Genomic DNA, 20993 nt, shown 5'->3' with positions numbered 1-20993 from the left:
GCTTTTCCAATCGGTCTTGAAGGTGGCCGGGGTTGGGATGGAGTGTAGAACATCACCTTCCGTCGGCAACGTAAAGCGTGTTGGAAACTTGCGCGGCGGTGTCGGTTCAGCCTTCTTTGACCAGCGAGACGGATTGGCGGACTTCGAGAAAGGTCCAGATCGAGCGTGTCACCCGGTTCGAGCGTTCCTTGTTGCGGAACATGCGGATCGACAGGTCGACCAGCCAGTCGGGCCTGCCGGTGCGGACCAGGATACCGCTTTCCAGATCGGGGAGGACGAGGCTCTTGGGCAGCCAGGCGACACCGTCCCCGGCCTGCGCCCGGATACGCAGCGCCCCGGCCATCGAGTTTTCATAGACCGTGCGCAGGCCGTCGGAGATCCTGTGTCGCTGGAACAGCGGTTCCAGATGGGTCCCGATCGGGGCGGCGTCGCCGAAACGCAGATAGGGCATGCGGACCCCGGGGGTGTCGAAATCGAACAGCGGCGTGCCATCGACATTGGGTTTGCAGACCGGGACGAGCTGGTCTTCACCGATCTTGATCGACTCGAGCAGCCGGTGCTGTGGCCTGTCCCCGCTGGCATAGGCAATGACAAAGTCGACGTCTCCGCTTTGCAGGTCACGCATGCAGTTGGGCAGGTCGTCGGCCCGGAGCCGGGACAGGACGGGGCCATAGGCGTCTTCCAGCTCTTGCAGCCAGGCGGGATAGAACCGCCAGCCGATGGAGTGCTGGGCGCCGAAGGTGACGACATATTTGTCGGGAAGAGATTGCGCCTCCAGGATCTGGCTGCGCTCCTGCTCGATCCGGGCGAGCGCCTGCAACCCGGCTTCGAGCATCTGCTCGCCGGCGGTGGTCAGGGTCACCGGCTGATGCGTTCGGTCGACAAGCGTTGCGCCGACCCAGGATTCGAGCGCCTTGATCCGGCGGCTGAAGGCGGGCTGGCTCAGGTTCCCCAGCACGGCGGCCTGGGAGAAGTTGCCGGTGCGTTTCAGACGCTCGAGGTCGCGGAAGTGAAGGAAGTCCATTTTTTCGACCTTATGCAAATCTTGCATAATGTCATCCAAACATAGCATTGGATCGGTGGAAAGCCCTGTCGCAGTCTTGTGCCACCGAAACTCGCATCAGGATTTGTCATGGCCAACACGGATACGCTGCCGCGCGGCACCGCCAGAATTGACTTCGATCGTTTCCCGCGCACGGCGCTGTGTCATCGCCCGACACCGATCGAACCCTTGCCGCGACTGAGCGCGCTGCTGGGCGGGCCTTCGATTTTCATCAAGCGGGACGATTGCACGGGTCTCGCGATGGGCGGCAACAAGACCCGCAAGCTGGAGTTTCTGGTCGGCGAGGCGATGCAGCAGAAGGCCGACATGCTGGTCACGCAGGGGGCGGTGCAATCCAACCATGTGCGTCAGACCGCTGCGGCGGCCTGCAAGGTCGGCATGAAGTGCCACGTGCTGCTGGAGCGGCGGGTGCCGGGGCGCGACGCGAGCTATGAAGAGACAGGCAATGTCCTGCTCGACAACCTGTTTGGCGCCACGCACGAATTCCGGCCCGCAGGGCTGGACATGAATGCCGAGGCTGAAGCGGTCACCGCGAAGCTGCGCGAACAGGGTCATCGGCCCTATTTCATTCCGGGCGGCGGCTCGAATGCCACCGGCGCGCTGGGATATGCCAATTGCGCCCAGGAGATCGTCGATCATACCCGTGAAACGGGTGAGGCCTTTGACTGGCTGGTGATGGGCACCGGGAGCACCGGCACCCAGGCCGGGCTGGTCGCCGGGTTCCATGCACTGGACCATGCGCTGCCGGTCATGGGTGTCAGTGTCCGGCAGCCGCGCGAGCGGCAGATGAACGCGGTGCATGCACTGACCCAGAAGACGCTGGAGAAACTGGGGGCCGAGGGCATCGCGCTGAGCAAGATCCTGGTCGATGACGGCTATGTCGGCGAGGGCTACGGGATTCCGGCCGAGAGTACTTTGGAGGCGATCCGCCTGCTGGCGCGGCAAGAGGGCATTTTGCTGGACCCGGTCTATTCGGCCAAGGGCATGGCGGGTTTGATCGGAATGGTGCGGCAGGGTTTCTTCAAGCCCACCGACAGGGTTCTGTTCCTGCATACCGGGGGATCGACGGCGCTGTTTGCCTATCAGGACCAGTTGCTTGCTTCATTGAACTGAAAAGACGCCGAACAACGGCGATAACCAACAGAGGAGACGACCATGAAATCCAAGTATAAGGCGCTGATCCTTTCAGCGGCACTCAGCCCCCTGGCGCTGGCGGCGCAGGCCGAAGAGGTCAAGATCGGGGTCCCGTCCTGGACCGGGGCGCAGGCCATCGCACACGTTCTGGGCGAGGTGGTGCAAAGCCGTATCGGCGGGACCGTCGAATATGTGCCGGGCAACAACGCCACGATCTTCCAGGCGATGGACCAGGGTAAGGGCGATATCGACGTGCATCCCGATGTCTGGCTGCCCAACCAGGAGAGCTTTACCAAGGAATATGTCGACGGCAAGGGCACCGTGACCCTGTCGTCGAACCCCTATGAGGGCAATCAGGGTTTCTGCGTGAGCCAGGATTTCGCGGCGAAGATGAACATCACCGATATCGCCGATCTGGGCCGCCCCGATGTGGCCGCCGCGATGGACAGCGACGGCAACGGCAAGGGCGAGATGTGGATCGGCGCGCCGGGCTGGGCCTCGGCCAACGTCAACGAAGTCAAGGTGCGCGACTATGGCTTGCTCGATTTCATCGAGCCGATCCGGGCCGAGGAAGCGGTGAAGACCGCACGCATCAAGGACAGCATCGCCAAGGGCGAGGGCTATGCCTTTTACTGCTACGAGCCGCATGCGGTGTGGTTCATGTTCGATGTCGTGATGCTGAGCGAGCCCGCCTATGACCCGGCCAAATACGTGATGGTGCAGCCCTCGGACGATGCCGACTGGTATCAGAAGTCGATGGTCGCCTCGAAGGATGCGCTGAAACAGGTGCAGATCGCCTGGTCGAACTCGCTGGCCGACCGTTCGCCCGCGATTGCCGAATTCTTTGGCAAGTTCCAGCTGAGCGCCTCGGACGTGAGCGCGCTGGCCTATGAGATCAGCGCCAAGGATCGCGATCCGGCGGAAGTGGCCAAGGAATGGGTCGCCGCGAACTCGGATCGCGTCGACGCGATGCTTGGCCTTTGAGCTCACGGACAGGGAGGGCGGCGGCGCTGGCCGCCGCTTCTCCGCTGCCTTGAACGCGCCCGGTAGGACATGATGGCACAAGAAAAAGTTATCGAGCTTTCAAACGTCTGGAAGATTTTCGGCGGCAGGCCGGAGGCGGCGCTTCAGGCCATTCTGGAGCGGGGCCTGAGCAAGGCCGAGGTGTTGGCCGAATTCAACGCGGTCGTCGGCGTGGCCGATGTGAGCCTGTCGATCAATCGCGGCGAGATCTTCTGCATCATGGGCCTGTCGGGCAGTGGCAAGTCGACATTGGTGCGGCACTTCAACCGGTTGCTGGAGCCGACGGCGGGAAAGATCGAGATCGAGGGCACCGATGTCATGGCGCTGGGCCCGGGCGAGTTGCAGAGGTTCCGCAATCAGAAGATCGGGATGGTGTTCCAGAACTTTGCGCTGATGCCGCACCGGTCGGTGCTGGACAACGTGGCGATGCCGCTGGAGATCCGCAAGGTGGCCAAGAACGAGCGGATGCGGCAGGCGGCGGCCATTCTGGATATTGTGGAACTGGGCGCCTGGGGCGCCAAGTTCGCGCATGAACTGTCCGGCGGCATGCAGCAGCGGGTGGGGCTGGCACGCGCGCTGGCGGCCAACCCCGACGTACTGCTGATGGACGAGCCGTTCTCGGCGCTGGATCCGCTGATCCGGCGGCAGTTGCAGGACGAATTCATCCGGCTGTCGAAGATCCTGAAGAAAACCACGGTGTTCATCACCCATGATCTGGACGAGGCGGTGCGGATCGGCGACCGGATCGCGATCATGCGCGACGGCAAGATGGTTCAGATCGGCACCGCCGAGGATATCGTGATGCATCCGGCGGATGACTATGTCGCCGATTTTGTCGCCGGGATCTCGCGGCTGAAGGTTGTGCATGCGCATGCGGTGATGCGGCCGATTGCCGAATATGTGAGCCGGGCCGGGCCGTTGCCCGCCGATATGCGGCGGGTGGACGAAAGCGAGACGCTTAGCAACCTGATCACCCTGGCGATAGACGACGACAATCCCATTCTGGTGCAGGCGGACGGTGCCGATGTGGGCGTGATCACCCGTGCCGATCTGTTGCGCACGGTCATTGAGGGAACCGAAGTATCATGACGGATCTCGGCATCAATCCGCTGGAAGACACGCAAAGCGAAGCGGCGCTGGCCTATGCCCGCAAGCGGCGCGAGGATATCGCCGCCTTTGTGCGGACGAACCCGGACTATTATGTCCGGAACTTCGACAGGATCGGCGCCTCGGCCCGGTTCACGCCGACCTTCAACCTGTTTGCGGGGCTGTTCGGGCCGATCTGGTTCGGAGCGCGCGGGCTGTGGTCCTGGGCGCTGCCCTTCCTGATCCTGGAGGCGATTGCATTGGTCCAGATTGCCCGCGGGCTGTTCGGCGATCTGGGCGCGGATGCGATGGCGCGGATCGCCTCGATCGAGGGGACGCTGGAACTCAGGCGCCAGCAACTGGCGGCGGCGATCGAGAGCGGGTCGGACAAGGTGGATGTCTATACCCGCACGGTGGAGTCTCTGGAGGCCAATATCGGCGGTATCCGGGCCGAGGCCGAGGCGCTGGCGGCGCAGGGGCCGTCGATTGCGCTTGCGGGGCTGGCCATTCTGGTGCTGGCCAAGCTGGCACAGGCCATTGTCGCCAATACCGCGCTGGAATCGCGGTTTTCGGACTGGCTCAGCGACCGGACGATCCGGTTCGGCATGCCGGTGCCGCAGATCGTGTTCAGTGCGGTGTTCATGGCGCTGATCGTGGCGGCGGCCATGCTGCATTACAGTTTCCCGGGGCGCTTTCCGCTGTTGGCAAGTTTTCCGACCGATCCCGATATCCGGCTGATCAGCATCGACTGGGTCGAGGCGTTTTTCAACTGGGCGGTCCTGAATGGCGAGGCCTTGTTCGATGCGATCACCTATTGCATCCGGCTGATGCTGGACGCGCTGGAGATCGTGTTCGTCAGCACGCCCTGGATCGTGATCGCCAGCCTGATCATCCTCTTGACCTGGCTCACCGCCGGGGTGCGCATGGCGATATATTCCGGCGCCTTCCTGGCCTATATGGGGTTCCTGGGGTTCTGGGAAAAGGCGATGACGACACTGGCGCTGCTGGGTACGGCGGCCTGCCTGTCGATCCTGATCGGTATTCCGCTGGGCATGTTCGCGGCGCGGCGGCCGCGGTTTTACGCGGCAATCCAGCCGATCATGGATTTCATGCAGACGATGCCCGCCTTTGTGTTCATGATCCCGGTGATCGCCTTTTTCGGCACCGGCAAACCGGCGGCCGTGGTCACGACGATGATCTTCGGCGGCACGCCGGTGGTGCGGCTGACCGTGCTGGGGCTGCGCGGTGTGCCCGAGAGCGTGCGCGAGGCGGCGATCAGTTTTGGCGCCAACAAGTGGTACCTGCTGACCAAGGTGGACCTGCCGCTGGCGGCGCCGTCGATCAGGGCCGGGATCAATCAGACCATCATGCTGTCGCTGGCGATGGTGGTGGTGGCCTCGCTCATCGGGGCCAAGGGCCTGGGTGAGGATGTGCTGGAGGCGTTGCAATACGCGAATGTGGGGCAGGGGATCCTGGCCGGGTTCTCGATCCTCTTCTGCGCCATGATCCTGGATCGCATCGTGCAGGGCGGGCGGCGATGAAGCCTCTGGTTCTGGTCCATGGGTTCATGGGCGGGAGCGGGCAATGGGCGTGGCAGGCGCCTTTGGGCCGGGAGCGTGCGGTGCACGCAGTCGATCTGCCGGGGTTTGGCGAAAACGCTCCGATGGCGCCGGTCTCGTCCATCGCAGGGTTCGCGGCCTGGGTGCTGGAAGAGGTGTCGCGCCTGGGTCTGGATCGCTTTGACCTGCTGGGTCATTCCATGGGCGGGATGATCGTGCAGGAGATGGTCCGGCAAGCACCGGAGCGGGTGGACAAGCTGGTGCTTTACGGCACCGGCGCCATAGGCGTGCTGCCGGGGCGGTTCGAGCCGATCGAGACCTCGATGGAGCGCGCCCGGACGGACGGGGCGGCGGCCACGGCCCGTCGGATCGCGGCCACCTGGTTCTTGCACAAGGAGGCGGCGGCGGAATATCCCGCCTGCGCCGACATTGCCGCGCAAAGCACGCTGGGCGCGATACTGGCGGGGTTGCGTGCCATGCAGGCGTGGTCGGGGGGCGAGCATCTGCCGTCTATCAGGTCCCGGACCCTGATCCTGTGGGGCGACGGGGACCGGACCTATCCCTGGTCGCAGACCGAACGGCTGTGGCGGACGATCCCGGGGGCGCAACTGGCCGTCGTGCCCGGATGCGCGCATGCGGTGCATCTGGAGCGCCCCGAGGTCTTCAACCTGCTGGTGGAAGAGTTCCTGGCGCGGGACTGAGCTGTGCAGTTGGTTGCAGGGCGGCGGCGCTGGGCGCCGCCGGTCCTTTGGTTCTGAGGTCAGGCGAGCAGGTCGAACACCTCCGCCCCGATCTGGAGATTGATCGCGGACTGCCCCGCGCCATCGACCAGCGCCCACATGATCTGACCCGTCGGGCGGTAGATCACGAAAGCCTCCTGCACCGCGTCGTCGCCCGCGCGTTCGCCCTCGGCATTCTGGGTATGGGCGAAGTTCACCTGGAACTGCTCGCGGGTGGCGGAGGCATTGCCAAAGAGCAGAACATCGCCTTCGGCCGCGTTGTAATCCTGCACCCAGTCCGACCCGTGACCCTCGACGCCGACATGGAAGAACTTGTCGGCGCCCGAACCGCCATTGATCCGGTCATGACCGAACCCGCCATTGACGAAGTCATTCCCGGCACCGCCAAAGACCAGATCCGAGAAGGCGGAACCGGTGATAACGTCGTCGCCGTCCTGCCCCTGGATCTCATCGACGCCGAAACCACCGGCGATGGTGTCATTGCCACCCTGACCGAAGATCTGGTCATTGCCGGCACCCGCATCGACGCTGTCATTGCCCTCGCCTGCATAGATCACGTCGCGCAGGTCACCCTCACCCGGGCCGCCGATGATCGTGTCGTCACCATCGCCACCGTTGAGCGTGTCGGCCCCAAGGCCGCCGTCGATCCGGTCGTTACCCGCCTCGCCGATCAGCCGATCATTGCCGCTGTTGCCGGACAAGGTATCGCTTCCCGCTGTTCCGGTCAGTTCGAGAGGCGGGTCGGTGGGCTCCGGGATCAGCTCGTCGGCGGCGACCAGCCGGTCGGAGAACTGAAAGAACTCGACATCGCGGGCAATGTCCGTCCCTTCAGCCGACGTGATCTGATAGCCGCCGGAAACCGCCTGTGATGTAACCGAGGCGAAAGTCACACCGAAAACCGCGGTATCGCTGCCGGTGCCGCCCAGCAGCAGGTCGTTGCCGATCCCCCCGTTCAGCCGGTCGTTCCCGGCGCCGCCATCCAGCGTGTCGTCTCCGCCGTTGCCAAGGATCGTGTCGTTACCGTTGAAGCCGGGCAATTCGTCGGAGCCGGTGGCGGAGCCGTTGATCTGGTCCGCGCCTGCCAGCATGATCTGTGCCGCGCGCACGAGATTGTCCTCAATCTCGATGGCGCGATAGATGGTGTTGGCGTCCACGCTCATGCCGGTCAGGCTGTAAAACAGCACGCCGCGTTCATATTCGAACAGCCCGGTCAGGGTGCCGAACACCGCGCCAAGCGGGGAATAGGTGAAGCTTCCCCGGTAGGTTTCGGAATGGACCCCATCCGACAGGATGATCTGCGTCGCCGTGGCCGAGACCACGTCGCCTTCCCAGTTTTCCAGCGTGCTTAATCTGAACTCTCTATTTGCATTGAAAACAGCCATGTTTCCCTCCCTCTAATAGACTTGCGATCCGCGCGTTGAAGGCCGCTGCAAGAAAGCTGAGAACTGGAAACGGTGGCTGACAAATGCAGTCGTGCAATGATTAACGCGCCTGCGGCAAGGGCCTTGGCAGCGAGGATCGTCATGCCAGCCTAGCAGAAATCGCGCCGGAAATCACCGTTTGGCCGTAATGGCGGGGTGGGACGGGTGTTTGGGAGATTGAGAACTGGCCTTTGCCAAGCAGCACTGAGCCGAAAGGCAGGGCGCGGAACGCCTTGTCGGTCCCCATTGACCTGAGATCGGGCAGAGTGCTTTATCAACCGAAATCAAAGGGAGGATTTAGGATGGTATTGAATTTCAGGGCAATGATCGGCGCATTTGCGGTTGGGGCGATGTTGGCCGTTCCCGCAGCGGCCGAGACCCGGGTCACCTATAAATCGGCCAAGGCGGGCACGTCCTATTACCAGATGGGGGTGCAGATCGCCGAGGCGATGAAGGCGGGATCGGGCGGTGATATCATCGTCACGGTCGAAGAGGGGCAGGGCTCGGTCCAGAACGTGATGGAGGTACGGGCGCGCGGCGGCGACTATGTGTTCACCACGCCGCCGGTTCTGGTCGGGCTGGCGCAGGGCGGCAAGGCGATGTTCGAGGGCAAGGGCGATCCGGCCTTTGACGAGATCCGGGCGCTGTTCCCGATCCCCTCGCTGACCATGCATTTCGTGATGTCGGCTGACAGCGGTGCCACTGGTCTTGCTGATCTGGAAGGCAAGACGATCCTCTTGGGCAAGGGCAGCTTTGGCGCCACCGAGGGGGAGAAGTACCTCAAGCTGTTTGGTCTGGAGGGCAAGGTCAATATTGCCGACGCGGAACTGTCGAATGCGGTGGCCGCGCTGAAGAACGGCCAGATCGACGGGTTCGTGACAGCCGGGTCCTGGCCCGCGCCGAACGTGGTGGAGGCGGCGGCCTCGGCCGGGGTGACGGTGCTGTCGCTCAATGACGAGCAGATTGCCGAGACCAAGCGCACCCGGCTGGTGATCCCGGCGGGCACCTATGCCGGGCAGGATCAGGATATCACCACCACCTCGTTGCCGGTGGTCGCCTATACGACCACCAAGATGGAGGACGAGACCGCCTATCAGCTGACCAAGACCTTTTGGGAGAGCAAGGCCGCGATGGCCGAAAGCGCGGCCTGGTGGGGTGGTGTCGATGCCGCGATGATGGGGAACATCACCGGCAAACTGCATCCCGGCGCGGTGCGGTATTATCAGGAGGCGGGTGTCGCCTTGACCGCCGACCAGATGTAAGACTCTGACAGTTGCAGCATACCGGGGCCGGGCCAGTTTTGGCCCGGTTCCTTTTTCCGGGAAAGGACGGGGCATGGAGGGAACGGTGCACACTTCGGCGGCGTCATGGCGGCGGTGGATCTGGCTGGCGCTGGCTCTGGTGCTGGTTGTGTTTCACATCGGCCTGATCTTTTCCGGGCTGGTGCCCAATCTGGTGAGCCGCCCGCTGCACCTCGCGCTGATCCTGCCGTGGGTGTTTCTGTACGGCGTGTCCGGTCGTGGGCGGGCCGTTTCCGGTGCGGTGCTGTGCGCGGTGGGCGTTGCGGCGGCGCTCTGGGTGGCGTGGAATGCCGATGTGCTGGGCGACCAGTACGGGTTTCTGGAAAACCGGTTTCAGGTCGCGATTGGTTTTGCGCTGCTGGCGGTGGTGATCGAGGCGGCGCGGCGCGCCATCGGCTGGCCCTTGCCGATGGTGGCCACGGCGGCGCTGCTTTATGCATTTTTCGGACATCTCATTCCGGGCGAGTTCGGTCATTCCGGGGTGCCGCTGCGCTCGTTCCTGGGGTCGATGACGATTGCCGAGGCCGGGATCTGGGGCAGTCTGACGGCGGTCTCGGTCGGCGTTGTCTCGATCTTCGTGATCTTTGGCGCGGTGCTGAATGCGGGCGAGGCGGGGCAGGGGTTCATGAATGTGGCCGCCGCCGCCGCCGGGCGGCTGAAGGGCGGCGCGGCCAAGGTCTCGGTCCTGTCCTCGGCACTGTTCGGGTCGATCTCGGGTTCGGCCAGCGCCAATGTGGCCTCGACCGGGGCGATCACCCTGCCTGCGATGCGGCGCCTGGGATACCCAAGGCGGCTTGCCGCCGGAGTCGAGGCGGTGGCCAGTTCCGGCGGGCAGATCATGCCGCCGCTGATGGGGGCGGGGGCCTTTGTCATGGTCGAGCTGACCGGTGTCCCCTATACCCAGATCATGGCGGCGGCGCTGTTGCCCGCGCTCTTGTATTTCTGGGCGGTGTGGGTCGGCATCAACGCCTATGCGACCCGGTACGAGCTGAAGGGCCTGGCGCCCGAGGACCGGCCGCGCACGCGCGATGTGGTGGTGACCTCGGTCTTTTTCCTCGTCCCCTTTACGGTTCTCATGCTGGGCATGTTCGTGGCGGGCTATACGCCGCAATATGCCGCCTGCCTTGCCATTCTGGCCGGGGCGCTGTTGCTGCTGGTGGATGGAGACCTGCGGGTCGATCCACCGAAGATCGCGGCGCGGGTGTCCGAGGCGCTGCTGACCGCCGCGCGGCAGGTTTCGATGATCGCGGCGATCATCTTTTGCGCCTCGATCATCATCGGGGTGCTGGGGTCAACCGGGCTGGGGGTCAAGATCACGTCGGTCATTCTGGAAGGGGCGGGCGGGGCGCTCTGGGCGTCGCTGCTGCTGACGGCGGTGGCCTGTCTGGTGCTGGGCATGGAGGTGCCGACAACCGCCGCTTATGTGATCTGTGTGTCTGTTGCCGGTCCGGCGCTGATGAAGCTGGGCTTGGAGCCGTTGCAGGCGCATCTTTTTGTGTTCTGGTTCGCGCTCTTGTCGACGATCACGCCACCGGTCTGCGGCGCGGTGTTCATCGCCGCCGGTATGGCCGAGGAGAACTGGATCAAGGTGGCCCTGACCGCGATGGCGCTGGGTGTTGGTCTCTACCTGATCCCGGTGGGCATGGTGACCTGGCCCGCTGTCATCCGGGTGTCCGAGGACCCGGTGGGCGCGATCACCGCCTTTGCGGTGCTAGCCGTGGCGCTGACGGCGCTGTCCTTTGCGCTGATCGGGCGGTTTGGCCTGATCGTCCGGGTTCTCCTGTCGGGGGTCGCGGCGGTTCTGCTGTTTGGCCCCGCGCTGATCTGAGTGGGCCTTAGTCCCAGTCGGGGGTGGCGACCGCCGGGCGGTCGCCTGCCGCCTCGATATCCGCACCAGCGGCGAGCAGGATATCCTCGCGGTATTTCGGCCCGACAAGCTGCACCCCGGTCGGGATCCCGTCGATCTCGCCCATCGCGACCGAGAGGGCGGGCAGGCCCATCACGGGCAGGCCGCGCTGTGTCAGTTGCGCTTCGAGAACGCAGGCGAAGGCGTCTTCGGAGCTGACATCCAGTTGCTGGGCGAAGGGCAGTTCGCCCGATACGGGGCAGATCAGGACCGGGTAGTCGGCCAGGAACAGCTCCCATTCGCGGACCAGCGTGGCGCGGGATTGCAGGGCTTTCATCAGGGTTTCGAAATCGACCTTTCCGGTGTCCTTGAGCATCTGCCGGAAGACGAATTGCGAGTCGGGCTCGGCCTCTTTCCCGATCATCTCCGCCGCGCCGAAGAGGGTATCCGCCATCCAAAGTTGGGCATTCAGCTCGGCGGCCTGCCGGATCGGCGGGCAGTCGACCTCGGCCACGGTCCATCCTGCGGCCTTCAGGATTTCCGCGGCCTTGAGCAGCGTCTTTTGCACCGCCTCGGAGACGGGCATGCCATCGGGCGAAACGCAAAGCGCCGCGCGTTTGGGAAAGTCGCGCGGGCTTGCGGGAACGGGCGCATACCATGGGTCGCGCAGGTCCGGGGCGGCCATGGCGGCCAGGGACAGGCCCAGATCCGCGATGCTGCGGGTGATGGGGCCGGAGACGGCCATGATCTGCGCGCCGATGAACCGGTCAGCCGCGCTGGCGTTATAGGCGGGTATGCGGCCCAGCGTGGGGCGCAACCCGTGCAGGCCGCAGGCATAGGCCGGGTAGCGGATGGACCCCGCGATATCGGTGCCGTGGCCTACGGCGCAAAGACCCGCCGCCACCGCCGCCGAGGCGCCGCCGGAAGAGCCACCCGGGGTGATTTCGCGGTTTCGGGGGTTCAGCGTCTGGCCGTGCAAGTCGTTCTTTGTAAACCAGCGCAGCGAAAAGGCGGGCGTGTTGGTGCGGCCAAGGATGACCCCGCCCGCCTTGCGGATATTGGCGACAACCGGGCTGTCATGCTCGGCGATCAGGTTTTCCTGGAGTTTCAGCCCGTTGGTGGTGGCATGGCCTTTCTGGTCTACGTTGACCTTGACGGTGACCGGCACGCCGCAGAGGGGGCCGGGGTCTTCGCCCCGGGCGATGGCGGTATCGACCTGCCCTGCGGCGGCCAGCGCTTCCTCGGGGAATTCCTGCACCACCGCGTTGATTTTGGGGTTCACCCGTTCAAGGCGGCGCAGATGCGCTTCGGCAACCTCGACCGCGCTGAGTTTGCGCGCGCGCACCAAGGCGGCGATTTCGCTGGCGGTCATTTCCCAGGGGTGTTGCATGGTCTCTCTTTTCTGATCGGGGTCCGGGCCGGATGGCGGGCCTATTCCGGCACTCTGCACCGCATAGCGGCATTTGCCAACGGGACAGGGGCAAGCCGGGTCAAGCCCACAAAACTGGACAGATAACATAGAAACATTCTACCATCTTTATGTGTTGTTATCTCGGGGGCTTCCCTGCGGTGGCAGTCTCTTTGGGAGGAGAGAGGGCGCAATGGTGGAAATCTGGAAAGAAATGGCGGTGGAGTCGGCCGACTTCTACATCGCCTGGGGCGGGTTGCTGATCGGTATCGCCTTTGGCTTTATCGTCTATCGTACGAACTTCTGCACCATGGGGTCGATTTCCGACATCCTGTCATTCGGGGACTGGAACCGGTTTCGCGCATGGCTGTTGGCCATTGCGGTCGCGGTGTTCGGGGTCTGGCTGATCGAAGGCGCGGGGATGGCGGACATGACGCTGTCGATGTACCAGGTGCCGACACTGGGCTGGGGGGCCAATGTTGCCGGCGGGCTGATCTTTGGCTTTGGCATGGTGTTTTCGGGCGGATGCATCAGCCGCAACCTGGTTCGGGCCGGGGGCGGGGACCTGCGGTCTATCGTGGTGCTGCTGATCACCGGTATCTTTGGATACATGACCATCGGCGGGCTGCTTGGGCCGCTGCGGGTGGCGATCTTCGACCCGATGTCGGTGGATCTGGCCGAGGCGGGGATCGAAGACCAGAGCCTGGGCGCGGTTCTGTCGGGCCTGTCCGGCATGTCGGTCGAAACCGCGACGACCGTCACGATGCTGGTGGTGGTTCTGGGGCTGTTGGCCTTCTGCTTTGCCAGCGCCAGTTTCCGCACCTCGCCGCGCAATCTGGTGGCCGGTGTCGGCATTGGCCTGTGCGTGGTGCTGGGATGGGCGCTGACCGGGCTGACCTATGACGAGTTTGCGGACAACCCGTCGGTGATCTCGCTCAGCTATGTGCGGCCGGTGGGCGACACGATCGACTACCTGATGCGCTATACCGCGCTGGGCGCGCCGGGCTTCGGGATCGTCACGGTGGCGGGCGCGCTGATTGGCGGTCTGGCCGGGGCACTGTCGATGGGGCGGCTGCATCTGACCACCTTTGCCGATCAGGCGGATTCGATCCGTAACATGCTGGGTGCGGCGCTGATGGGCATCGGCGGCGTGCTGGCGCTGGGCTGCACCGTGGGGCAGGCGCTGACCGGCGTATCGACGCTGGCGGTCGGTTCGGTGATCACCTTTGTCTTTATCGTGCTGGGCGGGATCGCCGGGGTAAAGACGATGGAGGCCATCGCCTGACAGGCGTCTGATGTATCGTGCGGCCCCGGTTCAGTCGGGGTCGCGTGTGATCCGGCCTTGGCCCGGATTACGTGGTCGACATGGCAGACGGATTGGGTGTAGCCCTCGAGGCCGGTTGCAATGACAAGGTGGTCATAGCTGACGCTTTCACCGGTGGTCAGCTCGACCTCGATCTGCTCGCGGTCCCACCATCCTACGGCAACCCAAGGGTTGGAGGGGACAAAATGGAACTTCTCGCCCTTGTTGATGGCCGTGATCTGGTGACTGGAGCCAAGGTGTTCGCGGGCCTCGAAGGCCATGATGACCCAGCCCAGCCCTGCGCCCAAGACAACGATATGCGCTCTGCGTGAACTCTCCTCTCGCGACTGTGCAGGGCCTGAGCCGCGCGACTCACAATGACCGGCTAAGCTTGCGAGCGCGACCGCAAGAAACCGCGTCGATAGAGGTCAATCCTCGTCCTCCTCGGGGAACAGCCGGGTCGCGACCCGGAGCGCGATGTCGCGGTAATGCCGGGCGTGCACCCCGTCGGGTTCCGAGATCACAACGGGCGTGCCCGCATCCGACATCTCGCGGATGGTCATGTGCAGCGGGATCGCACCGAGGAAGGGCACACCCAGCCGGCGGGCGTCCTCCTCGGCGCCGCCATGGCCGAAAATGTCCGAGGACTTGCCGCAATGGGGGCAGATGAAGGTCGACATGTTCTCGACGATGCCAAGGATGGGGACATCCACCTGCTTGAACATCTTCAGCCCCTTGCGGGCGTCGATCAGGGCCAGGTCCTGCGGGGTCGAGACGATCACGGCGCCCTGCAACGGCACCTGTTGCGCCATGGTGAGCTGCGCGTCGCCGGTGCCGGGCGGCATGTCGAGCACCAGAACATCCAGTTCGCCCCAGTTCACCTCGCGCGTCATCTGCATCAGGGCGGTCACCACCATGGGACCGCGCCAGATCACCGGGCTTTCCTCCTGCATGAGAAAGCCCATGGACATGACCTTGATCCCGTATTGTTCGACCGGGTAGACCACGTCGTTCTCGATCCGGGGGCGTTCGGTGATGGCCAGAAGGCGGGGCATCGACGGGCCGTAGATATCGGCGTCGAGCAGCCCGACGCGCAGGCCCAGCGACCGCAGCGCCAGCGCCAGGTTTGCGGCGGTGGTCGATTTACCGACCCCGCCTTTGCCCGAGGCGACGGCGATGATGTTCTTAATCCCCGGAACCGCCGCCGAATGCGGGCGCATGTCGCGACCGGGCGCCTCGGTCGGGCGTTTTTTCAGCTTTGGCGGTTCGGGGGCCGTTGGTTGGGACGCGGCCGCGCGTTCGGCTGTCAGTACCACCAACAGGTTGTCGATACCGTCCAGGCTTTGCAGCCGCTCTTCGATGAGGGTCTGGACCTGGGCCAGATCGCCGGGAAAATCGGGTGGGACATTGACCGGAATGACGACCTTGCCGCCCTCGACCATGACCTGATCGGGCAGGACCATACCCGAGGTGAGCAGATCCGTGCGGCTGCCGGGGGGCGTGATCAGCGACAGTCTTGCAAGTATGATCTTTTTCATTGGGTCCGTGCCTTTGGGTCTGTCGGGTTGCGGCGCTGTCCGGTCACAGTTGCGCCGCCGTGTCCGCGAGGGTTCTGCTCAATTGGGTGGCGCTGTCTGCGTCGAGATCGATCTGGGTGATCCGCGTGCCCTCGCGCAGGACAAGGCGGACCATTTTCATGCCGCCCTCGAACTCGACCAGCCGGATGGTGGCCTTGCGGCGATAGGGCAGGTCGAACTGCGCGATATCGGTGATCTTGTCGGTCACGTCTCGGCCCCCCGGGTAAAGGCGGCCTCTAAGACCCATTGCCAGTTGCGCGGCGTATCGCGGTAGTCGGGCTTGACGTCGAATTCGAGGAACATCTGGCCGGATGTCCCGGCATGTTCCACCAGCTCGACCAGTTCCTTGAACGAGGCCACCTCGGGGTGGCCGATGATCAGATCGCTAAGCTGCGCCAAGAAAATCCTCCCGTACTCTCTGATGAAAGCGGATGCGAAGGACAATGCGGGCCTGGGCGCCTTCGCCATCTGTGAAACCGGTCCTGTCATGCAGGGCATTGTTGCAGACGATACCCTGACCGGGTTGCAACCTGATGCGGCGCCCCAGCGGGTCGCCACGGATGAGCCAGTCGCGCAGCCAGCCGGCGGCATCGCGGGTTACCGGATCGTCACGCCAGGCGATGGAGCGGGTGCGCGCGGTATAGCGCATCTGCAACCGGCCGGTGGCCTCGTCGGCAAAGAACACCGGCCCGGTCGAGGCCGGTCGCAGGCTGCCGTCGTTTTCGCGGTTCTCGGGGATGGTCATCGCCGCCTGGTGCATCAGGGCGCGGACATAGTCGGGGTTTTCGTCGCGCAGGCGCAGATAGGCGATCTCGGGGTCGAGCAGGTGGTTTTCGCCACCCGACGCGGCCTGTTGAAAGCAATGCAGGATGAAACCTTTTACCGGGCTGTGCGCCGGGTTGTAGTAACCGTCGGTGTGCCAGTTCATCGGGCGCGGGGTATAGGGGATATAGCCCTTCTTGCCCTCGTCCGAGGAGGTGCGTAGCGCGACGACCTGGGCGTGCCCGGCCGAGCGGTGATTCTCGGTGGCGGTCAGGCCCAGCCCCTCGGCAAAGGTCAGCAAGGCGCGGCTGACGGTTTCAAGGTCCGGGGCGGTCTGGCGGGCGTCGTATAGCGCGAAGTTCTGCATGCTGCACCGCGACAGGATTTCGGACAGGGCCGCCGGATCGGGCCGGTCAAGGCAGGAGAGGGCGACAGGTTCGGCGCTTGCCAGCGCCTGGGATGCGCGAATCTTGGCCGCGCGCCAGTCCTGCCAGCGGTCATTCGACGTCAGGTCCGTCCAGGCAAAATCCCTTATCGTGTTTGTCAGGCTTTCCATAAGCTTTTGCGTGTTCCCGACTTTCTGGCCTCATCCGCGTGATGCGGCGACGCGGCGTAAAATGCTGCACCGCAATAATCGTGCGCCGATGCGTAGTACTTCTTGCGTATCATTCCATATTCGTAAATTATTATGTAATGATGTTTCAACATGAAACGCCAAACTGGCTGCAAAGATCCCTGCCGGATAGGGCACCTGGCCAGAGAGGGCGGTAGCGCCGGCAAGTTCGGTTCAAGGCGAAGACAGGGAGAGCGCCATGAAAGACGACAAGGACGCAATCAACGAGGATCGCAAGATCCACCCGACCCCATTGCTGGATGAGCTCGAGGATGGCCCCTGGCCGAGTTTCGTCACCGGCATCAAGCGGCTGCGCGACGAAGGGTCCGAGGGCAACAAGAAGATCATGAACGACCTTCTGGGTCAGCTCAATCATTCCTACGAGAACCGTATGGGATACTGGAAGGGCGGCACGGTATCCGTCTTTGGTTATGGCGGCGGGATCATCCCGCGGTTTTCCGAAGTCGCCAGCAAGTTCCCGGAATCAAAAGAATTTCACACTCTGCGCGTGATGCCACCCGCCGGTTTCCACTATTCCACCGATATCCTGCGCAAGCTCTGCGATATCTGGGAGCGGCACGGATCGGGCCTGATCGCGTTTCATGGCCAGTCGGGGGACATCATGTTCCAGGGCTGCACCACCGAGAACACCCAGAAAGCGTTCGACGAGTTGAACGAGATCGGGTTCGACCTTGGCGGGGCGGGGCCCGCGTTGCGCACGGCAATGTCCTGTGTCGGCCATGCGCGCTGCGAACAGTCCTGCTTTGACGAGGTGCGCGCCCATCGCACCATCATCAACTCGCTGTTGGACGAGATGCATCGCCCGGCGCTGCCCTATAAGTTCAAGTTCAAGTTCTCGGGCTGTGCCAACGATTGCGTCAACGCCATTCACCGGGCCGATTTTGCGGTGATCGGCACCTGGCGCGACGACATCAAGATCGACCAGGAGAAGGTCAAGGAACACGTCAAGGAGAAGGGGCGCAAGTACACCATCGACACCGTTGTCTCGATGTGTCCGACGCGGGCCATTTCGCTGAACGATGACGACACGCTGGAGATCGACAACCGGTCCTGCGTGCGCTGCATGCATTGCATCAACGTGATGACCAAGGCGCTCAGCCCCGGCGACGATCGCGGGATCTCGATCATGATCGGGGGCAAGCGGGCGCTGAAGATCGGTGACCTGATGGGGATCATGGTGGTGCCCTTCATGAAGCTGGAAACCGACGAGGATTTCGAAAAGCTCGAAGAGTTCGCCCAGAACGTTGTCGAGTTCTTTGCCGACAACGCGCTGGAACATGAGCGGATCGGCGAGACCATCGACCGGATCGGCCTGCCGGCTTTCCTGGAGGCGCTGGATATCGAGCCCGATCCGAACATGGTCAATCATCCGCGCACCTCTTGTTACGTGCGCACCGATGATTTCGACGAGGAAGCCGCGAAATGGTTCGACCGGATGGCAGCCGAGAAGGCGGGCAGCACGGCGGCCGAGTAAGTCCAGGCCAGGAGGGAGAGAGACATGACGACCCAAGCAAAGACCCCCCGCGTCCCGGACGAAGTTGGCGTTCCGGACCCGTTCCAGTACATGCACCCGGTGATGAAGGCCAATTATGGCAACTGGGACTGGCACGAACGGCCGCGCCCCGGCGTGCTGCGCCATGTCGCGAAATCGGGGGACGTGATCTATACCGTGCGCGCCGGAACCCAGCGCCAGATGGATGTGTTCACCATCCGCAAGCTCTGTGACATCGGCGATGCCTATGCCGATGGCCATGTCCGGTTCACCACGCGGTCGAACATCGAATTCATGGTGGCCGACGAGGGCAAGGTCGCCCCGCTGATCGCCGCGCTGGATCAGGCCGGTTTCCCGGTCGGCGGCACCGGCGCCTCGGTCTCGATGGTCAGCCATACCCAGGGTTGGCTGCATTGCGACATTCCCGGCACCGATGCCTCGGGCGTGGTCAAGGGGCTGATGGACATGCTGCACAAGGAATTCGTGCAGGAAAAGATGCCCAACCGCCTGCGGATCACCACCAGTTGCTGTCAGATCAACTGTGGCGGGCAGGGGGATATCGCGGTCAACGTCCAATACACCAAGCCGCCCAAGATCAACCACGATCTGGTCGCCAACGTCTGCGAGCGTCCCGCCGTGGTGGCCCGCTGCCCGGTTGCGGCCATTCGCCCGGCGATGGTCAACGGCAAGCCTTCGCTGGAGGTGGACGAGAAGAAATGCGTCTGCTGCGGCGCCTGCTATCCGCCGTGCCCGCCGATGCAGATCAATGGCGCGGATTCGACCAAGATCGCGGTCTGGGTCGGCGGCAAGCATTCCAACGCCCGCTCCAAGCCCACGTTCCACAAGCTGGCGGTTGCCAACCTGCCCAACAACGCGCCGCACTGGCCAGAGGTCAAGGAGGTCGTGCGTCGGATCGTCGAGGCCTACAAGCACGACGCGAAGCACTGGGAGCGGATGGGAGAGTGGATCGACCGGATCGGCTGGAAACGGTTCTTCGAGATGACCGAACTGGCCTTCACCAAGCACCATCTGGACACGTGGACCGGCGCGCGCAAGACGATGAACATGTCCGCGCATCTGCATTTCTGACGCGAGAGGTTCGGACGTGAAGATCGGAGTAGTCGTCAGCGAAGGGCCCTATACCCATCAGGCCGCCGATACCGCCTATCAGTTCGTGAAGGCGGCGCTGGACAAGGGGCACGAGGTGCCGCGCGTGTTCTTCTACCATGACGGGGTCAATGTCTCGACCCGGTTGTCGGTGCCGCCGCAGGACGAGCGCCATATCCAGAAACAGTGGACGGCGCTGGCCCAGGAGCACGAGATCGACCTTGTGGTCTGTATCGCGGCGGCGCAGCGGCGGGGGCTGTTGGACGAGAACGAGGCCAAGCGGCAGGGCAAGGATGCCCACAACATCGCAGAGGGGTTCCGGATCTCGGGTCTGGGGCAGTTGATCGAGATGGGGATCCAGACCGACCGGCTGGTAACGTTCGGGGATTGAGGCAAGGCGATGTCGGATATCAAGAAATTCCTCTACGTGAACCGCAAGCCGCCCTATGGCACCATCTATGCGCTGGAAAGCCTCGAGGTGGTGCTGATCGGCGCGGCCTTTGAACAGGACGTGTCGCTGGCCTTTCTCGATGACGGGGTGTTCCAGCTTACCCGCGGTCAGAACACCGACGCGATCGGGGTGAAGAACTTCTCTCCCACCTTCCGGGCGCTGGGCGATTACGAGGTGACCAAGCTGTACGTCGAGCGCGAGTCGCTGGACGAGCGCGGCCTCACCGAGGGCGATCTGCAAGAGATCACCTATGAGGACGAGGATGACGACTGGGAGGAGAAACCTTCGATCCGGGTCGTCAGCCGGGCCGAGATGGCAGAGATCATGGCCGATCAGGATGTCGTGCTGAGTTTCTAGGGGGCAGACATGTCGACATTGCACACCGTGAACAAGTCACCCTTTGGCAACGCGACGCTCTCCAGTTGCCTGGGCCATTGCCTGCCGGGCGATGCCGTTCTGCTGATCGAGGATGCGGTCTATGGCGCGCTCGACGGGTCCGCGATGGCGGATCAGGTCAAGTCGCGGATGGGGGAGGTCGCGCTGTACGTGCTCGACGGCGACCTGAAGGCGCGCGGCATCGACGCGGGCAAGCTGGTCTCGGGGGCGAAATGTGTCGGATACGACGGGTTTGTCGATCTCGTCACGGAACATGACCGGACGCAGTCCTGGCTTTGAAAGATTTGCCCGGCGGTTCCGGGCACGCATAGGGAAGAGGAAAGAACCATGTCTTACCAGGTCAACGGCCACACCATCGAACATGATGAAGAGGGCTATATCACCACGCTCAGCGACTGGTCCAAGGAACTGGCCGATGAAATCGCCAAGACCGAGAACATCGACATGACCGACGAGCATTGGGAAGTCGTGAATTTCCTGCGGGAATATTACGACGAGTACCAGATCGCCCCGGCGGTGCGGGTGCTGATCAAGGCGATCAAGAAGTCGATGGGTCCGGATAAGGGCAACAACAAGTACATGTACGAGCTGTTCCCCTATGGCCCAGCGAAACAGGCCTGCAAGATCGCGGGTCTGCCCAAGCCCACCGGCTGCGTCTGAGACGAACAGGGTAACACCGACCCCTGACCC

Annotated in this window: 22 protein-coding genes; 15 read left to right on the top strand and 7 right to left on the bottom strand. The window is 63.6% G+C overall.

The window, feature by feature from the left end; translation table 11 throughout:
* Window positions 1-106: 106 nt before the first annotated feature.
* Window positions 107-1024 carry a LysR family transcriptional regulator gene (locus OE747_RS02815; protein WP_263827076.1) on the bottom strand — a complete coding sequence of 306 codons (918 nt, stop codon included), beginning with the start codon at window positions 1022-1024 and terminating at the stop codon, window positions 107-109.
* A gap of 108 nt (window positions 1025-1132) precedes the next feature.
* On the opposite strand from OE747_RS02815, the gene OE747_RS02810 reads away from it, so the two are divergent.
* The 5 genes from OE747_RS02810 (at window position 1133) to OE747_RS02790 (ending at window position 6566) form a co-directional block, all read left to right on the top strand.
* Window positions 1133-2176: a D-cysteate sulfo-lyase gene (locus OE747_RS02810; protein WP_263827075.1), complete on the top strand. Its 1044-nt coding sequence runs from the start codon at window positions 1133-1135 to the stop codon at window positions 2174-2176.
* A 42-nt stretch (window positions 2177-2218) separates the two neighbouring features.
* Window positions 2219-3181 (top strand): ABC transporter substrate-binding protein, encoded by a 963-nt coding sequence (locus OE747_RS02805; RefSeq protein ID WP_263827074.1) that lies wholly within the window; start codon window positions 2219-2221, stop codon window positions 3179-3181.
* A gap of 72 nt (window positions 3182-3253) precedes the next feature.
* Complete coding sequence (locus OE747_RS02800) at window positions 3254-4309, top strand: quaternary amine ABC transporter ATP-binding protein (protein ID WP_263827073.1); 1056 nt, start codon at window positions 3254-3256, stop codon at window positions 4307-4309.
* The gene (locus tag OE747_RS02795) at window positions 4306-5847 is read left to right on the top strand and encodes an ABC transporter permease (protein ID WP_263827072.1); all 1542 of its coding nucleotides are present in this window, start codon (window positions 4306-4308) and stop codon (window positions 5845-5847) included. The genes OE747_RS02800 and OE747_RS02795 overlap by 4 nt, the downstream gene beginning before the upstream one ends.
* Entirely contained in the window at window positions 5844-6566 is a 723-nt protein-coding gene (locus tag OE747_RS02790; RefSeq protein ID WP_263827071.1) for an alpha/beta fold hydrolase, read from the top strand. Before OE747_RS02795 ends, OE747_RS02790 begins: the two co-directional genes overlap by 4 nt.
* Window positions 6567-6625: 59 nt before the next feature.
* Here the strand turns inward: OE747_RS02790 and OE747_RS02785 are convergent, their stop codons facing one another.
* On the bottom strand, window positions 6626-7987 hold the full coding sequence (locus OE747_RS02785) for a calcium-binding protein (RefSeq protein ID WP_263827070.1): 1362 nt from the start codon (window positions 7985-7987) through the stop codon (window positions 6626-6628).
* Between the two features lie 362 nt (window positions 7988-8349).
* On the opposite strand from OE747_RS02785, the gene OE747_RS02780 reads away from it, so the two are divergent.
* Window positions 8350-9288: a TAXI family TRAP transporter solute-binding subunit gene (locus tag OE747_RS02780; RefSeq protein WP_263827069.1), complete on the top strand. Its 939-nt coding sequence runs from the start codon at window positions 8350-8352 to the stop codon at window positions 9286-9288.
* 73 nt (window positions 9289-9361) lie between these two features.
* A complete protein-coding gene (locus OE747_RS02775) occupies window positions 9362-11155 on the top strand; it encodes a TRAP transporter permease (RefSeq protein ID WP_263827068.1) in 1794 nt (597 codons plus the stop codon).
* Between the two features lie 7 nt (window positions 11156-11162).
* On the opposite strand, the gene OE747_RS02770 is transcribed toward OE747_RS02775, so the two are convergent.
* Complete coding sequence (locus tag OE747_RS02770) at window positions 11163-12563, bottom strand: amidase family protein (protein ID WP_263827067.1); 1401 nt, start codon at window positions 12561-12563, stop codon at window positions 11163-11165.
* Window positions 12564-12795: 232 nt separating this feature from the next.
* Here OE747_RS02770 and OE747_RS02765 point away from each other — a divergent pair, with 232 nt between their 5' ends.
* Both OE747_RS02765 and OE747_RS02760 read left to right on the top strand, forming a co-directional pair.
* Entirely contained in the window at window positions 12796-13866 is a 1071-nt protein-coding gene (locus tag OE747_RS02765; protein ID WP_263827066.1) for a YeeE/YedE family protein, read from the top strand.
* Window positions 13867-13946: 80 nt separating this feature from the next.
* On the top strand, window positions 13947-14216 hold the full coding sequence (locus OE747_RS02760) for a hypothetical protein (protein WP_263827065.1): 270 nt from the start codon (window positions 13947-13949) through the stop codon (window positions 14214-14216).
* A 96-nt stretch (window positions 14217-14312) separates the two neighbouring features.
* Here OE747_RS02760 and OE747_RS02755 read toward each other — a convergent pair whose 3' ends face one another.
* Genes OE747_RS02755 through OE747_RS02740 form a run of 4 tightly spaced genes read right to left on the bottom strand, consistent with a single transcriptional unit; the run spans window position 14313 to window position 16779 of the window.
* Window positions 14313-15422, bottom strand: coding sequence for an Mrp/NBP35 family ATP-binding protein (locus OE747_RS02755; RefSeq protein WP_263827064.1), 1110 nt, complete (start codon window positions 15420-15422; stop codon window positions 14313-14315).
* Between the two features lie 43 nt (window positions 15423-15465).
* The gene (locus OE747_RS02750) at window positions 15466-15669 is read right to left on the bottom strand and encodes a DUF6967 family protein (RefSeq protein WP_263827063.1); all 204 of its coding nucleotides are present in this window, start codon (window positions 15667-15669) and stop codon (window positions 15466-15468) included.
* A complete protein-coding gene (locus OE747_RS02745) occupies window positions 15666-15860 on the bottom strand; it encodes a hypothetical protein (protein WP_263827062.1) in 195 nt (64 codons plus the stop codon). Before OE747_RS02745 ends, OE747_RS02750 begins: the two co-directional genes overlap by 4 nt.
* Entirely contained in the window at window positions 15847-16779 is a 933-nt protein-coding gene (locus OE747_RS02740; protein WP_263827061.1) for a TauD/TfdA family dioxygenase, read from the bottom strand. The genes OE747_RS02745 and OE747_RS02740 overlap by 14 nt, the downstream gene beginning before the upstream one ends.
* A 256-nt stretch (window positions 16780-17035) precedes the next feature.
* Between OE747_RS02740 and dsrA the strand changes: the two genes are divergently transcribed.
* Genes dsrA through OE747_RS02710 form a run of 6 tightly spaced genes read left to right on the top strand, consistent with a single transcriptional unit; the run spans window position 17036 to window position 20963 of the window.
* Window positions 17036-18331 (top strand): dissimilatory-type sulfite reductase subunit alpha, encoded by a 1296-nt coding sequence (dsrA, locus tag OE747_RS02735; RefSeq protein ID WP_263827060.1) that lies wholly within the window; start codon window positions 17036-17038, stop codon window positions 18329-18331.
* A 24-nt stretch (window positions 18332-18355) separates the two neighbouring features.
* Complete coding sequence (dsrB, locus tag OE747_RS02730) at window positions 18356-19438, top strand: dissimilatory-type sulfite reductase subunit beta (protein WP_263387988.1); 1083 nt, start codon at window positions 18356-18358, stop codon at window positions 19436-19438.
* A 16-nt stretch (window positions 19439-19454) separates the two neighbouring features.
* Entirely contained in the window at window positions 19455-19847 is a 393-nt protein-coding gene (gene tusD / locus OE747_RS02725; RefSeq protein WP_263387987.1) for a sulfurtransferase complex subunit TusD, read from the top strand.
* Between the two features lie 9 nt (window positions 19848-19856).
* Window positions 19857-20264, top strand: a complete 408-nt coding sequence (gene tusC / locus OE747_RS02720; RefSeq protein ID WP_263827059.1) for a sulfurtransferase complex subunit TusC — start codon at window positions 19857-19859, stop codon at window positions 20262-20264.
* Between the two features lie 9 nt (window positions 20265-20273).
* The gene (tusB, locus tag OE747_RS02715) at window positions 20274-20582 is read left to right on the top strand and encodes a sulfurtransferase complex subunit TusB (protein WP_263827058.1); all 309 of its coding nucleotides are present in this window, start codon (window positions 20274-20276) and stop codon (window positions 20580-20582) included.
* Window positions 20583-20630: 48 nt separating this feature from the next.
* Complete coding sequence (locus OE747_RS02710; RefSeq protein WP_263827057.1) at window positions 20631-20963, top strand: TusE/DsrC/DsvC family sulfur relay protein; 333 nt, start codon at window positions 20631-20633, stop codon at window positions 20961-20963.
* Window positions 20964-20993: the final 30 nt, after the last annotated feature.

Source organism: Ruegeria aquimaris (genome assembly GCF_025751555.1).
Taxonomy (GTDB): Bacteria; Pseudomonadota; Alphaproteobacteria; order Rhodobacterales; family Rhodobacteraceae; genus Ruegeria_B; species Ruegeria_B aquimaris.
The sequence above is the reverse complement of the archived record's forward strand: the minus strand, read 5'-3'. Positions and strand labels throughout refer to the sequence as shown.

Coding starts and splice junctions, on each gene's coding strand:
- OE747_RS02815 (WP_263827076.1), bottom strand. CDS start 1,024: ATGGACTTCCTTCACTTCCGCGACCTCGAGCGTCTGAAACGCACCGGC.
- OE747_RS02810 (WP_263827075.1), top strand. CDS start 1,133: ATGGCCAACACGGATACGCTGCCGCGCGGCACCGCCAGAATTGACTTC.
- OE747_RS02805 (WP_263827074.1), top strand. CDS start 2,219: ATGAAATCCAAGTATAAGGCGCTGATCCTTTCAGCGGCACTCAGCCCC.
- OE747_RS02800 (WP_263827073.1), top strand. CDS start 3,254: ATGGCACAAGAAAAAGTTATCGAGCTTTCAAACGTCTGGAAGATTTTC.
- OE747_RS02795 (WP_263827072.1), top strand. CDS start 4,306: ATGACGGATCTCGGCATCAATCCGCTGGAAGACACGCAAAGCGAAGCG.
- OE747_RS02790 (WP_263827071.1), top strand. CDS start 5,844: ATGAAGCCTCTGGTTCTGGTCCATGGGTTCATGGGCGGGAGCGGGCAA.
- OE747_RS02785 (WP_263827070.1), bottom strand. CDS start 7,987: ATGGCTGTTTTCAATGCAAATAGAGAGTTCAGATTAAGCACGCTGGAA.
- OE747_RS02780 (WP_263827069.1), top strand. CDS start 8,350: ATGATCGGCGCATTTGCGGTTGGGGCGATGTTGGCCGTTCCCGCAGCG.
- OE747_RS02775 (WP_263827068.1), top strand. CDS start 9,362: ATGGAGGGAACGGTGCACACTTCGGCGGCGTCATGGCGGCGGTGGATC.
- OE747_RS02770 (WP_263827067.1), bottom strand. CDS start 12,563: ATGCAACACCCCTGGGAAATGACCGCCAGCGAAATCGCCGCCTTGGTG.
- OE747_RS02765 (WP_263827066.1), top strand. CDS start 12,796: ATGGCGGTGGAGTCGGCCGACTTCTACATCGCCTGGGGCGGGTTGCTG.
- OE747_RS02760 (WP_263827065.1), top strand. CDS start 13,947: ATGGCAGACGGATTGGGTGTAGCCCTCGAGGCCGGTTGCAATGACAAG.
- OE747_RS02755 (WP_263827064.1), bottom strand. CDS start 15,422: ATGAAAAAGATCATACTTGCAAGACTGTCGCTGATCACGCCCCCCGGC.
- OE747_RS02740 (WP_263827061.1), bottom strand. CDS start 16,779: ATGGAAAGCCTGACAAACACGATAAGGGATTTTGCCTGGACGGACCTG.
- dsrA (WP_263827060.1), top strand. CDS start 17,036: ATGAAAGACGACAAGGACGCAATCAACGAGGATCGCAAGATCCACCCG.
- dsrB (WP_263387988.1), top strand. CDS start 18,356: ATGACGACCCAAGCAAAGACCCCCCGCGTCCCGGACGAAGTTGGCGTT.
- tusC (WP_263827059.1), top strand. CDS start 19,857: ATGTCGGATATCAAGAAATTCCTCTACGTGAACCGCAAGCCGCCCTAT.
- tusB (WP_263827058.1), top strand. CDS start 20,274: ATGTCGACATTGCACACCGTGAACAAGTCACCCTTTGGCAACGCGACG.
- OE747_RS02710 (WP_263827057.1), top strand. CDS start 20,631: ATGTCTTACCAGGTCAACGGCCACACCATCGAACATGATGAAGAGGGC.